This is a genomic window from Bifidobacterium aquikefiri (assembly GCF_002259795.1).
Taxonomy (GTDB): Bacteria; Actinomycetota; Actinomycetes; order Actinomycetales; family Bifidobacteriaceae; genus Bombiscardovia; species Bombiscardovia aquikefiri.
Map to the genome: position 1 here is coordinate 260,204 of NZ_MWXA01000003.1, position 12,892 is coordinate 273,095.

Consider the following 12,892-nt stretch of genomic DNA (forward strand, 5'->3'; position numbering starts at 1 on the left):
CAAGGCAATGCAGCCTTCCACCCGAGACAAGGAGTCATTGCACTGATGAATGTTCATGACACACGATTGTTAATGGAACTTCAAAGCGTGTCCGTACGCTTTGGCATCAACGAGGCGCTGAAGAATATAGATCTGCCTATTCACCAACACGAGATCTGTGCCATCGTGGGAGACAATGGGGCAGGGAAATCGACTTTGGTGAAAGTACTTTCCGGCTATATGCAACCCTCCGGCGGCTCAATAGTGTGGAAGTCGCAGGATGTTTCAATCTCCAATCTTCGTGCGGCGAATGCGCTTGGCATTGCTTCGGTATTTCAGCACCCGGAATTCTGCGAAAATCTTGATGTTGCGGCGAATCTATTTCTCGGCAAGGAAATCAGCAAGGGCCGTTGGAAGGGTTTCATGCGCGATGATTCCGCGATGTATACGCGAGCCAAGGAAGTGCTGAATGAACTGTCCTCTTCGATCAGAGTGGCTTCTTCGATGCAGGAGCTTTCTCTTGGACAGCGTCAAACCGTGGCAATAGCGCAGACACTGCTGACGAGTCCTGAGCTCATTGTGCTGGACGAACCGACCGCAATGCTATCGGTGATTCAGACGGCAGAGGTGCTGAGCTACATGAAGCGTCTGCGTGAACAGGGGTTGAGCATGGTGTTTGTGAGTCATGATCTGCCTGATGTCTTTGCCGTTGCCGATAGAGTCATTGTCATGCGTCTGGGGCGAGTTATGGGTGATCACAAGGTCAAGGATACGAGCTACGAAGAGGTGATTGCTGAAATTTCTGGAGTGATTCAACCCAATGATCTTACATCTGCCGGGGTGAAAGCCGCCAGGAATTCGCAGGTGAATCGGCTGCGAACCCAGCATAAGCTCATTGAGCGAGCTCTCCAGATGAATGAGGAAGCGTGATGGACAGCAGAAACGATGGGTTTTCAAGCTATATGTTCCTGCTTGCAGACATCGGCACCTGTGGTCTGCCATACGAGCAGCATAGGTAACAATACCGATATTCACAATATTATTTTCATGAGCGATTGGGAGGGTTCTCATCATGATGTTTTGGGGGACAGTAGTTGGTAGCGCCGTTGTGTCACTCGTCTTGGGGCTATTTCTGGGCTTCATGCCCTTGAAGAATGACGAGATGACGGAGCAGCAGCAGAAATATTCGCAACTGGTAGGATTGCTGGCATTCGCATTGCTGGTTGGATTGATCATCCTTCATCAGAATGAAGCCTCCTGGGTACTTATTGCGGGATTGGTCATTGGGTTTGTCATTGGCAAGATTCCGCCGATTAGACATCATTTTTCGACTCGATTTGCTCTGTTCGCGCTCACGCCGAAAGAGTCTCGCGGATCGCGGCGGAATCAGCAGACTCCGCGGCGAGAAGGCACGAAGCAATCCACGCAGAGAAGGCGCTGAACCGCATCATGAGGCGATATGTTGCAATATCTGCCTTGCATGTCTTTCATCCGGCAATTGCAGCTGTAGCGTCGCCCCTGACCTTGTTCCCCATATCTGCATCGCGTTGTCGCATGAGCGCAGCACGGTGATGAATGTTGCAGAAAGTTCAGCGGGACTGATGGTTCCAAGCATCTCGCCATTGTGAGTAAGCACAACGCTGGGATAGCCAAGACCTTTGAAGGAATCGAGAATGAGCAGAAAGGGTTCGTGCAGGTGTTGGGGAATGCGGCCGAATTGATCCAGAAAATCCATGGAACAGGTGAATTCGACATTCTGTGTGTCTGCGAGGGTGGATGAGCGCCAACTCATGGGCGGAGTAGATGGCTGATCCGGGGAATGATGGTGCAACATCTGCCAAAAATCACTCATCATAGCGCTCCTTTGCCGTGAGATGTGTGTTGATCGAGGAAAAGCTTTTCCTCGATATGCCTACAACGTAGTACGTATTCGGAAATCCTGCGTTCAAAGCATGCCCGTATAGCTGCCAAAGCTTGCATGGAACCGTGCAGCGAAGCGCAAACATTGGTGTAACCGTGTTGTTGAACTCAGAAAAACTATAGCTTCCCTTGGCTTGGATTTCTAGAACTTTGTTTCTTAACTCAATAATTAAAAAAGTTGCATATTAAATTTGACTAGTGAACACAAGAGGCATATATTATTAACTGATTTCGATGTTCATTCGAAATTGTAAACCCACGTTCTTTCAAGGGAGAAAGAATCATGAAGTTACCAATGAAAATTATGGCCAGTCTGGCCAGCGTGGCAATGCTCGCAGGCTTTGCCGCATGTGGAGTTGGCGGTGCATCGCGTGGCTCGGGGGACAGCAACGCTGCAACAATCAAAAAAGGAGACGTGGTCGGAATTTCAATGCCGACCAAGGCAGATCAACGTTGGAATGTTGATGGCGCGAATCTGAAGAAAGACCTTCAGAATGCCGGGTACAAGGTCGTGTTGTCCTACGCCAATAACAGTCCTTCCCAGCAGTCGACCGATATCAACAACCTGATCTCAGCAGGAGCCAAGGCGATTATCGTGGCGGCTGTCGACGGAACCGCAGTCGGCCCTGCGGTGGCTCAGGCCAAGGCGGCCGGAGACACCGTCATCGCATACGATCGTCTGATCATGAACACCGACGCCGTGAACTATTACGTCACATTCAATCTTGAGATGACAGGAACGCTCGAGGCCAACTACATTATCGACAAGTTGAATCTGAAGAATGGTGGTTGCAAGGATACCCCTTGCAACATAGAAATGTTTGCAGGTTCCGATGACGATAACAATGCACCATACTTCTTCAAGGGGGCATGGGATCTCCTGCAGCCGTACTTCAAGTCCGGTCAGCTGAAGGATCCTTCGAACCACGGTGGTGGCATCACGGCCTCGTTCAAGAACTCGGATTGGAAAAAGATCTCCGTTCACGCATGGGATCAGAACACAGCACAGTCTCAGATGGACGCGATCATGACTCAGGCGTATGCACATGGCGAGAAGCTTTCTGCAGTGTTGAGCCCATACGATGCAATCTCTCAGGGCATCATCAACTCCATCAAGAATCACCGGCCAGACATGGTGCCCGGCACCAGCACCTGGCCGATCATCACTGGTCAGGACGGCATGGATATTGCCATTCACAACATCTATTGGGGCATGCAGGGTCAGACTGTCTTCAAGAATGTTGCGTTGCTTGCCAAGCAGACCACAAAGATCATCACGACGCTTGCTGCAGGCAAGAAGCCCGGCAATTTCAGTGGAAAGATGGATAATGGCAAGATCAAGGTTCCTACTTATTACGAGAAGTCTCAGCAGCTGACAAAGGCCAATCTCCACACTGAGGTTGAAGTTGGTTTCATCACTGAATCTCAATATCAGAAAGATATACAGAAGTAGGATTTCTGAGGCCATCGAGCCGTTGGGGGTTCGAAAGGCGCAACTACTTGTGTATTCGAACATGCGCAGAGTGCTTCGATTTACGAATCGGAGCACCGCGTAGAAGGAGCAAGGCATGACAAAGTCAGACGTGATTCTCAAGATGAATCACATCACAAAATCCTTTGGCCCGGTCAAAGCCCTGAGAGAAGTGAATCTCGAAGTGGCGCGAGGTGAGATCCATGCTATATGTGGTGAGAACGGTGCAGGAAAATCAACGCTGATGAATGTGCTTTCGGGGGTGTATCCTCACGGCTCATATTCAGGTGAAATCATGTTCAACGGCCAAGAATGCAAATTCCGCAAGATTCTTGACTCAGAAGCACAGGGGATCGTGGTGATCCAGCAGGAACTCGCCTTGAGCCCGTTCCTCTCTATTGCAGAGAACATCTATGTTGGCAACGAGCAGCAGCATGCAGGTGTTATCGATTGGGAGGAAACCCGTTCGAAGGCATCCAAGATCCTCAAGCTCGTGGGACTCGACGAGAACCCGAATACCAAGGTCATGGATATTGGCGTTGGAAAGCAACAGCTCGTAGAGATTGCCAAGGCCTTATCGAAGCATGTGACGCTGCTGGTGCTTGATGAGCCCACCGCAGCATTGAACGATGAGGATTCCGCCCATCTGTTGCAATTGGTACGTGATTTGAGAGACAAGCAGGGTGTCACTTCAATCATCATCTCGCACAAGCTCAACGAGATTGCAGCCATCGCCGATGATGTCACGATAATTCGTGATGGTTCCACGGTCGGTTGGATGGCGGTATCGCCTGAAACTCCTCTGGACCAGGAGGAACTCGTACGAAAGATGGTTGGTCGAGAGCTGAACAATCTCTATCCCGAGCATGAACCGCATATCGGCAAGGACATCTTCGAAGTGCGTGACTGGACCGTCCATCATCCGCTCGATCGCGAGCGTCTGGTGGTCAATCATGCGAATTTTCATGCCAGGTCTGGAGAAATCGTCGGCTTTGCCGGTTTGATGGGTGCGGGTCGAACGGAAATGGCCATGAGTATCTTTGGCCATGCTTATGGATCCGGTATTTCTGGAGAGGTCTATGTCGAAGGCAAGAAGGTCAATACATCTTCGGTAAGCAGGGCAATCCATGCAGGATTGGCCTATGCAACCGAGGACCGTAAGGTCTTTGGGCTCAACCTCTTGCAGAACATACGAGAAAATGCATCGCTCGCATCCTTGCTCAAGCACAGTACCTTCGGTGTCATGGATGGGAGTGCCGAAAGGCTTGCGGTTGAAAAATACCGCAAGGAATTCCATATCAAGACTTCGACGATTGAAGAAAAAGTATCCAACCTCTCTGGTGGCAATCAGCAAAAGGTGGTGCTGGCGAAGTGGGTTATCTCCGATCCTGACATTCTGATCCTGGATGAGCCCACCCGAGGCATCGACGTTGGTGCAAAATATGAAATTTATGAAATTATCGACGAACTCGCCAATCAGGGCAAGGCCGTCATCGTAATCTCGTCCGAATTGCCTGAGCTCATCGGTATCTGCGACCGCATTTACACCATGAGCCAGGGAGTGATTACCGATGATGTGGATCGGAAGGGATTCACACAGGAATACCTGATGAAGCGGATGACCGAAGATAGAAAAAACATGGCAAAGGTGGTAATTAAATGAGTGTCGTAGCAGAAACACCTCAGGAGGCGAAGGGCAAGAAATCAGCCGGTGTTCTGGCGCCTATCACGTCGAATCTGCGGCAATATGGCATGGTCGGGGCTCTTATTGTCATTGTCGCTGTATTCGAAGTGCTCACGGGCGGTGTCCTTCTTCAACCGAACAGCTTTGTGTCTTTGATTCAGCAGAATGCATACGTGATCATACTTGCAGTCGGTATGGTGATGGTCATCATTGCAACGCATATCGATCTGTCGGTTGGCTCCTTGGTCGGCTTCATCGGTGGATGCGCTGCACTGCTGATGCAGAATGCGAACATGAACTGGTTCCTGGCGATCATCGTTGCACTGATCATCGGTCTGGCAGTTGGTGTGTGGCAAGGTTTCTGGGTTGCCGTTGTCGGTATTCCAGGCTTCATCACCACGCTTGCCGGTATGTTGATCTTCCGTGGCTTGGCCACAACGATGATTAATGCATCGATTCCCATCAACTCAGTGCCCTTCGACGCCATCGCCGCTGATTATCTGCCGAATATCCTTGGATTTTGGGGGCCGTTCGATGGTTTGAGCATCGTGGTCGGCATCGCGGCAATTGTCTTCTACGCGTGGAGCAGCATGCGCAAGCGGGCGAAGATCGTTCGCGTGGGTCTGGTACCGGAGGCCATATCGCTGACATACATCAAGATTGGCATCGCGGCAGTCGTCATTGCCTTCATCACCTATTTGCTGGCTTCTTCCGGAAGCTCGAGTGAGGGCGGCATTCCCATCATTCTGGTTATTGTTGCCGCGCTAGTGTTCATCTATAACTTCATTCTGACCCGCACCGTGTTTGGACGTCACGTCTATGCGGCTGGTGGCAACAGGCGAGCAGCCATTCTCTCGGGTATCAATACCAAGCGCGTGGATTTCTCACTGTTCGTGCACATGGGATTCCTGTCTGCCGTGGCCGCCATCGCGATGCTTTCGAGACTTTCCTCGGCATCGGCATCGACCGGTACCAGCTTCGAAATGGACGCAATCGCAGCCTGCTTCGTTGGTGGGACCGCAGTCACCGGCGGCATTGGGACCATTCCTGGGGTTGTGATTGGTGCCGTCGTCATGGGTGTCATCAACCAGGGTCTCTCGATCATGGGCGTTGATTCGGCAATCGTCCAGACCATCAAGGGTCTTGTGCTGCTGCTTGCCGTTGCAGTCGACATCATGTCGAAACGCAACAGGAAGTAAGCGTTCGAAACGGCGAAAATATCGTATATTCCAACGCTCATGTTGGGGCAAGGTTGGTGATGAGAATGAGTGCAAAATCCAAGTCAAGACTGTCGATGCTCACTGCCGGAGCATGTCTGATCTGGCTGATTCAGGCGGTGTATCAAGCGGTTCAGCAGCATCAGGTGATGTATTGGCCGAATGTTGTCTTCTACATCACGATGGTACTGGCCGTTGCTGGATCGTTGTATTCGTCGCTTCGCGACTGGTCTGGAGACGACAAGCAGCGCGAAGACACTTCTGGCGGGAAATAACTGCCGGCACCACGCCTGACTTGACATTTCTTGATGGCTTGCCTTAAATGAGTCTGATAATTCAATGCAGTTTGTGGTCTGGGGTGCTTGAAAAAGCTGAGATACACCCATGGAACCTGAAGCAGCCAGTACTGCCGTAGGGAGACCATTTCAGTGTCGCGTTGGCAACAGCGTGTGTGAAAGTCCACGTATGATTCGAGAATTCTCGCATCATACAGTGGACTTTTGCTTTGTCTGATGTGGTTTGATTTCGTTCGTGGGCTTGATGGAATACCTGAGTCTCGTCAAGTTTTTTCCAGCATCGTGTGAATCACGAACTACACAGCTCGGCGATGTCAAACATCGCTGCGCATCACTGCAAAAGGGGAAACCGTGTCATTTTCACAGTCGTTAATTCAGGAAGCCCAGCCATTGCTTGAGGCCAACGAACAGTGCCAGTTCATTCAGGATGTAGTTCACGATACGCTCTCGCCCGAGGCGATGAACTATTACATTCAGCAGGACTTGCACTACACCGATGCTGAAACCTATGTGCAGACGCAGTTGATTGCAAGGAGCAGGGCGGTCGCAGACCAACAGCTCTTTACTGGACAATTGAATTCGCATCTCCACACAGTCAATGCTCTGTATGAAAGCATGACCAAGACGCTTGGTGTCGATTGGTCGCAGCAGCGTGGCCAAGCCATGCAACCAGTGACCTACTTCTATCGTGAACATCTGCTGTCGCAAACCCGTGATGGCGATGTGCTCGATATGCTGACGCCGTTCCAGGCAGGGATCTGGATGTATGTCGAGCTCGGCAAATATTTGGGCTCAACCGGTCAAGTCAAGCCCGGCAATAATTTCCATCAGTGGGTAATTGACGTACAGGAGCCATCGTTGGCCGGTCCTGATGGCATATCGGCCAAGTTCTTCGCCGTGATGGATAGGGATGCTGAGCATGCAAGCGAGGAACAGCTCAAGCGCGCTCGCGAGAATTTCCACCGCAGTTGTCTCTTCGAATGGTATTTCTGGGAAGCCGCTGCCAGACAGCTCACCTGGGACGACTTTGAAAGCCATGTGTTTGAGGGGAGTGGTTTGCAGGGGATTGGGTTGAAGTAATGTGAGAAACATCGGGTCTTAGTGTTGATGCGCTTCGAATCGGTGGAGGTCCGGCCTTTTAGGTTGTAGAATTTGGGCACTTTTGTGCGATTGACGCTTTCGTTTTTCGCTGTTTTTCCTGCTGCTTCGATTTTTGTGGCCTGTTTCTGAGATATCTCGAGTATTCGTTCTGGCTGTTGTTGGTATGAAGCCATTCTTGAAGCGTCGAATGCCTTAGTTCTCACCACCCGGCAACAAAAATCATATCGTGGTACCGTGTTCAGCTAACGATGGCGGGATATGCACCTGCCGGGTGTACAAGTTGCGCTTTCAGAGTCACTTTTTTGCACGTTGTGCTTTGCAAGTCGCTTTTCGGCCGATATTGCCCAAAAACCGACTTGCAATGCACAGCGTGCACAGCGATAGCGGTGGTGCACGCTGAAGAGACTGTATTCTGTTGTCGTAAAGCTGCGTCATGGAATACTGTGTGCCACATCAAGAAAGCGAATACACAATGAGTGCTGATTTCGAAAATCTGAAATGCGAAAGTGATTTTGAAAGGCAGCTCATTGAATGCCTTGCAAGCATGAGAAGCAGCACAACAAATATCAGCGATGTGCATCGTGGCAGCTACCTGAACAAGGCCATGAGCTGGCAATACCTGCCAAAGGTAAAGACGACCGAGCAGCTGTGGGCTAACTTCAAGGCAATCTTGGAGCAGCACAATCAGAACACACTCGATCAGCCTTTGAGCAAGGCAGAGTTTAAGCAAGTGAAGAATGCGATCAACGCTTTGCAAACTCCTTATGAAGCCGGCCAATTCCTCTATGGTCTCAATGGCGTTTCACAGATTGAAATCGATCTTGATGATGGACGGCACGTGTTTCTGACCGTCTTCGATCAGAAGCAGATTGGTGCGGGAGATACCATCTATCAGGTCGTGAATCAGATTGAACGGCAACCTGTGATTGCAGGCAAACCGAAGCGCGTTTTTGACACCACACTGCTCATCAATGGCCTTCCGACCATCCAGATCGAAGAGAAATTCGGCGCGCATGACATTGACGAAGCGCTGAATCAGATGCGCCAATATGCCGATGAGCACCAGTATCACGACATTTTCTCAACCTTGCAGATATTGGTTGCAATCACGCCGCATAACGTGAAATATATGGCGAACACCACCACCGACCAATTCAACACGGACTTCGCCTTCAACTGGCAGCGTGAGCATGATCATAAACCTGTGCATGATTGGCGCGAATTTGCAGATTCGATGCTGTCGATCCCCATGGCTCATCAGATGGCAACAAATTACATGATTTTGGACGGCACACAGAACAAGCAGACGCTCAAGGTCATGCGGCCATACCAGGTGTATGCAACGCGCAGAGTCATCGACAAGCTCAAGCATGTCGATTACGAATTCGGTCAGAACAAAGTAGGATACATCTGGCATACCACCGGCTCAGGCAAGACAATTACAAGCTTCAAGACGGCTTGGCTTGCGAGCAGACTGCCAAATGTGGACAAGGTCGTGTTTGTGGTTGATCGAATTGCCCTGACGAAGCAGACCATGCAGAATTACAAGGCATATGATCCAGATTCGAGCGAAGAATCCTTGGGAAGCGTGCTGGATGCGAGCAATACGAGCGATCTGAGTCGAAAGCTCAAGACCAAGGACAACAGCATCATCATCACCTCAGTGCAGAAGCTCGACACCCTGGTGAAACGGAAAAGCTTCAAGGCGCCAGACAAGAACATTGTGTTCATCGTCGATGAAGCCCATCGCTCCACTGGTGGCGACTCGTTCAAGAACATTCAGAGTGTTTTCAAACATTCTGCCTGGGTTGGTTACACCGGCACTCCGATGTTCGAAGATTCAACGAATGGCACCTTGACCGAGCAGGTGTTTGGCAAGCTTCTTCACTCCTACACGATTCGTGAGGCAATCGCAGATCATAACGTGCTTGGGTTCAAGGTTGATTTTGAAACCACCATCGACGATAAGGAGATGAGAGAGCATTATCTGCGAGACTTCTTTAGATCGAAGTTTCCATCATGGTCGGATGAAGACATTCAGGCGAAAATCAACAACCTGACTCAGGACGACATGGACGATACCGTTGAAAGCAGTTTCTATGACGAGAACGAGGATCATGTGCGGCTCGTCGTTGAAGACATCTTTGCGAAGTGGCAGAACCGATCGAACGAGGGCAAATACAACGCCTTGCTCACCACGCATGTTGGTGGGAATGGAGCGAGCACGCCAATGGCGATGATGTATTTCAACGAGTTCCAGCGCGTCAATGCAGAACATGCAAAGAACGGCAGTCTGACGCTCAAGGTTGCTGTGACTTTCAGCTCCAACACATCAAACAACGGCACGATGCTTGAGACGAATCGTGGCTTATTCACTGCCATGCAAGCTTATAACCAGGAGTTCGGCACGTCATTCGACATGTCAGATGTTGGCGGGTACACGCAGGATGTGATTTCCAGGCTTGACAGAACCGCGAACGATGGCCAGTTCCTTGACATAGTAATCGTTGTAGATCAACTGTTGACCGGCTTTGATGCGCCTGAACTCAATACCCTCTATGTTGACCGGACGCTTAAGAATGCCAACCTGATTCAGGCTTATTCACGCACGAACCGCATTGCTGACATGCAGGACAAGCCTTTCGGACGCATCATCAACTATCGCTGGCCTGCACAGAACGAAAAGCTGATGAACAAGGCGCTCGCCATCTATGCAAATAACGATTCCGCGAATATTTCCGACGAAAAGCTTAAGGAGCTGAACGAAGAGACTGGAGTCATCGCGAAATCCTTCGACAAGGAGTTAAGAAACGTTCAAGGTAAGGTTGAGAAGCTGCGCAGCCTGACCAGCGACTTCTCTGTGCTGCCGCCTTCTGAGAAGCAGCAGGAGTTCATGGCTCAGTTGTTGCGTGAATACAATGCCGGAGTGGCGAAGCTGAAGCAATATACGCCGGAGCAACGGGCTGCCGACTCAGATGGTGCGGATGGTTCCGATGATGCCAACAGCACAGATGACACGAATGAATCGGAAGTGAAAGGTTTCGATTACAGCAATCCTGACAAACTGGTAAGGGCACTAGGCATGACTTCCGATGAGGAAGCGCTACTCACCACGGTTTTTGCCAACCAACTTCGGGAGAATCTGGCACAAAAGAAGCATGTGCCATACACCCAGATTCAGCTACGCATGACACATGTGAAAGACGTGAAGGTGAATTACGACTGTTTGACCGAGCTGGTTCAGAATCTGTTGAATCAGGTTCATGAAGGCAAGCATGAGGATGCGCAAGAAACCCATGAGAAGATTCGTCAATTTGCCCACGGCTTGGATAATCGCAGTCATGCCAAGGAGATCATGAACGCAGCTGAGGCGATCTCGAGTGGTTTGTTCCCACCGGACAGCATCGGGTTTGAGTATCCTGCGCAGCTCAAAGACAGTGACGACATTATTCGTCAGGCAAACGAGTTGAGTCTTGACCGCATGCTGTTGGACTTCCGCGTGAAATGGGGAATAACCGACATCATCACCAGCGCACAGATGCAAGAATTGTTCGCGCACCACCATTACGGCAAACAGGACTTGGACGATGCCGGTCAAATCACCGACATCCTCACCAAGGCATGCGATCGCAACCAATACACGGCGCTCGCCCATGATGAATCAATCCAGGCACTCAGCAAAATCAAATACCGCAACCAACTCCGCGCCGCAATCAATGCCCTAGCAGATACCCAGGTGGTTGGATGAGTGGCTGGAAGAACAGCGATGAACGATGGCGAAATTGGGCAACTGTCAACTATCGGTTGACAGCTCAACAGTGGGATTTTGCGGCTGAGATGTTTGTCAATCTGATGCCGAGTGGAAACATCATTTACGATAGTGATGGACAATGTGCAGTGGTATGCAACCATCAGTTGCGAACCACTTTGGAATTGGAAAATACAGGCACATGGCTATGAGTGGAAGCGTCGAGCAGGTGAAAGAAGAGAACAATGACAGGCAATGATGTACGAGTGCCCAAGCTCCGCTTTCCTGGGTTCACTGAGCTGTGGAAGCGCAGAAAAATTGGCGATTATTATTTTTTTAAAAATGGTTTGAATAAAGGCAAAGAATATTTTGGACAAGGTACCCCAATAGTTAACTTTGTGGATGTGTTCCACAATAGAGGGTTGACAGCGCTGGAGCTAAAAGGAAGAGTTCGGCTTTCTGATAAGGAAATAAAGAATTTTGAAGTTGGAAAAGGAGATTTATTCTTTACTAGAACATCTGAAACTATTGATGAGATTGGATATCCTTCGGTAATGCTTGATGTCCCTACCGACACCGTTTTCAGCGGATTTGTTCTTCGTGGCAGAGCTTTGAATGACGATCCTTTAACGAACGTATTCAAAAGGTATGTGTTTTTTACGCAGTCATTTCGCAAGGAAATGATAAACAAAAGTTCAATGACTACTCGAGCTTTGACCTCTGGAACCGCATTGAGAGCAATGAACTTTAACTTTCCCTCAGATAAAAAAGAGCAAAGCCAGATTGGAATTTTTTTTGGAACAATCGATTCTTTGATAGAGAAACAAGAACGGAAGATTGCTGATGTGAAGAAGCTCAAAGAGGGTTTGCTTCAGAAAATGTTTCCGAAGAATGGCGAGCTTCTTCCAGAGATTCGTTTTCCCGGGTTTTACAGAACGTGGCAGAAAGAAGAATTTTCAGATTTGCTAAAGCGCCGAACTATTTTTTCCTCAAATGATTCTCAGAATCCACGTGTTGAGTATGAGGATATTATTTCTGGAGAAGGGCGTTTGAATAAGAATCTAGATAATAAATTGAGTGATAAAAATGGCTTGTACTTTCAAAAAAACGATATTATTTTTGGGAAGCTTCGTCCATATTTACAAAACTGGTTGTTATCTGATTTTGAAGGAGTGGCTGTTGGGGACTGGTGGGTGTTGCACCCGATACAGATAAATGCCAGATATGCTTATTCGTTCATTCAGACAGCAATGTTCAGAGAGGTGTCGAATATAACAACCGGAACGAAGATGCCTAGGTCTGACTGGAAGTTGGTATCTACGATGAAAGTTCCTTTTCCAAGTCCAGAAGAACAAGCAAAAATCGGGGAATTCTTCGCATCGATCGATCGCCTCATAACCCTCAACGAATGCAAGTTGGAGCATCTGCAGCAGCTCAAGAAGGCGTTGTTGCAGCAGATGTTTGTGTGACTGGAAG

At 49.4% G+C, this 12,892-nt stretch carries 10 protein-coding genes and 1 riboswitch; of the genes, 9 read left to right on the plus strand and 1 reads right to left on the minus strand.

Going from position 1 to position 12,892, the window contains the following annotated elements; all coding sequences use genetic code 11:
* Nucleotides 1-45: 45 nt before the first annotated feature.
* Entirely contained in the window at nucleotides 46-909 is an 864-nt protein-coding gene (locus tag BAQU_RS02785; protein WP_094692529.1) for an ATP-binding cassette domain-containing protein, read from the plus strand.
* 232 nt (nucleotides 910-1,141) lie between these two features.
* Complete coding sequence (locus tag BAQU_RS02790) at nucleotides 1,142-1,420, plus strand: hypothetical protein (protein WP_211277093.1); 279 nt, start codon at nucleotides 1,142-1,144, stop codon at nucleotides 1,418-1,420.
* Nucleotides 1,421-1,426: 6 nt separating this feature from the next.
* Here BAQU_RS02790 and BAQU_RS02795 read toward each other — a convergent pair whose 3' ends face one another.
* Entirely contained in the window at nucleotides 1,427-1,834 is a 408-nt protein-coding gene (locus BAQU_RS02795) for a hypothetical protein (RefSeq protein WP_094692531.1), read from the minus strand.
* A gap of 348 nt (nucleotides 1,835-2,182) precedes the next feature.
* Here BAQU_RS02795 and BAQU_RS02800 point away from each other — a divergent pair, with 348 nt between their 5' ends.
* The 7 genes from BAQU_RS02800 (at nucleotide 2,183) to BAQU_RS02835 (ending at nucleotide 12,885) form a co-directional block, all read left to right on the plus strand.
* On the plus strand, nucleotides 2,183-3,352 hold the full coding sequence (locus tag BAQU_RS02800) for a substrate-binding domain-containing protein (RefSeq protein WP_094692532.1): 1,170 nt from the start codon (nucleotides 2,183-2,185) through the stop codon (nucleotides 3,350-3,352).
* Between the two features lie 115 nt (nucleotides 3,353-3,467).
* Nucleotides 3,468-5,033 (plus strand): sugar ABC transporter ATP-binding protein, encoded by a 1,566-nt coding sequence (locus tag BAQU_RS02805; RefSeq protein ID WP_169713252.1) that lies wholly within the window; start codon nucleotides 3,468-3,470, stop codon nucleotides 5,031-5,033.
* A complete protein-coding gene (gene mmsB, locus BAQU_RS02810; RefSeq protein WP_094692533.1) occupies nucleotides 5,030-6,253 on the plus strand; it encodes a multiple monosaccharide ABC transporter permease in 1,224 nt (407 codons plus the stop codon). The genes BAQU_RS02805 and mmsB overlap by 4 nt, the downstream gene beginning before the upstream one ends.
* Nucleotides 6,254-6,318: 65 nt before the next feature.
* Nucleotides 6,319-6,546 carry a hypothetical protein gene (locus BAQU_RS02815; RefSeq protein ID WP_143241955.1) on the plus strand — a complete coding sequence of 76 codons (228 nt, stop codon included), beginning with the start codon at nucleotides 6,319-6,321 and terminating at the stop codon, nucleotides 6,544-6,546.
* A gap of 69 nt (nucleotides 6,547-6,615) precedes the next feature.
* Nucleotides 6,616-6,706, plus strand: a riboswitch (TPP riboswitch).
* A 212-nt stretch (nucleotides 6,707-6,918) separates the two neighbouring features.
* The gene (locus BAQU_RS02820; protein ID WP_094692535.1) at nucleotides 6,919-7,647 is read left to right on the plus strand and encodes a TenA family protein; all 729 of its coding nucleotides are present in this window, start codon (nucleotides 6,919-6,921) and stop codon (nucleotides 7,645-7,647) included.
* 565 nt (nucleotides 7,648-8,212) lie between these two features.
* Nucleotides 8,213-11,416 carry a type I restriction endonuclease subunit R gene (locus tag BAQU_RS02825; RefSeq protein ID WP_244568405.1) on the plus strand — a complete coding sequence of 1,068 codons (3,204 nt, stop codon included), beginning with the start codon at nucleotides 8,213-8,215 and terminating at the stop codon, nucleotides 11,414-11,416.
* A gap of 245 nt (nucleotides 11,417-11,661) precedes the next feature.
* On the plus strand, nucleotides 11,662-12,885 hold the full coding sequence (locus tag BAQU_RS02835) for a restriction endonuclease subunit S (RefSeq protein WP_094692537.1): 1,224 nt from the start codon (nucleotides 11,662-11,664) through the stop codon (nucleotides 12,883-12,885).
* Nucleotides 12,886-12,892: the final 7 nt, after the last annotated feature.

Excerpts from the sequence above, each read along its gene's own strand:
- BAQU_RS02805 (WP_169713252.1), top strand. The coding sequence starts at position 3,468 with ATGACAAAGTCAGACGTGATTCTCAAGATGAATCACATCACAAAATCC.
- BAQU_RS02825 (WP_244568405.1), top strand. The coding sequence starts at position 8,213 with ATGAGAAGCAGCACAACAAATATCAGCGATGTGCATCGTGGCAGCTAC.
- mmsB (WP_094692533.1), top strand. The coding sequence starts at position 5,030 with ATGAGTGTCGTAGCAGAAACACCTCAGGAGGCGAAGGGCAAGAAATCA.
- BAQU_RS02795 (WP_094692531.1), bottom strand. The coding sequence starts at position 1,834 with ATGATGAGTGATTTTTGGCAGATGTTGCACCATCATTCCCCGGATCAG.
- BAQU_RS02790 (WP_211277093.1), top strand. The coding sequence starts at position 1,142 with ATGACGGAGCAGCAGCAGAAATATTCGCAACTGGTAGGATTGCTGGCA.
- BAQU_RS02815 (WP_143241955.1), top strand. The coding sequence starts at position 6,319 with ATGAGTGCAAAATCCAAGTCAAGACTGTCGATGCTCACTGCCGGAGCA.
- BAQU_RS02835 (WP_094692537.1), top strand. The coding sequence starts at position 11,662 with ATGACAGGCAATGATGTACGAGTGCCCAAGCTCCGCTTTCCTGGGTTC.
- BAQU_RS02800 (WP_094692532.1), top strand. The coding sequence starts at position 2,183 with ATGAAGTTACCAATGAAAATTATGGCCAGTCTGGCCAGCGTGGCAATG.
- BAQU_RS02785 (WP_094692529.1), top strand. The coding sequence starts at position 46 with ATGAATGTTCATGACACACGATTGTTAATGGAACTTCAAAGCGTGTCC.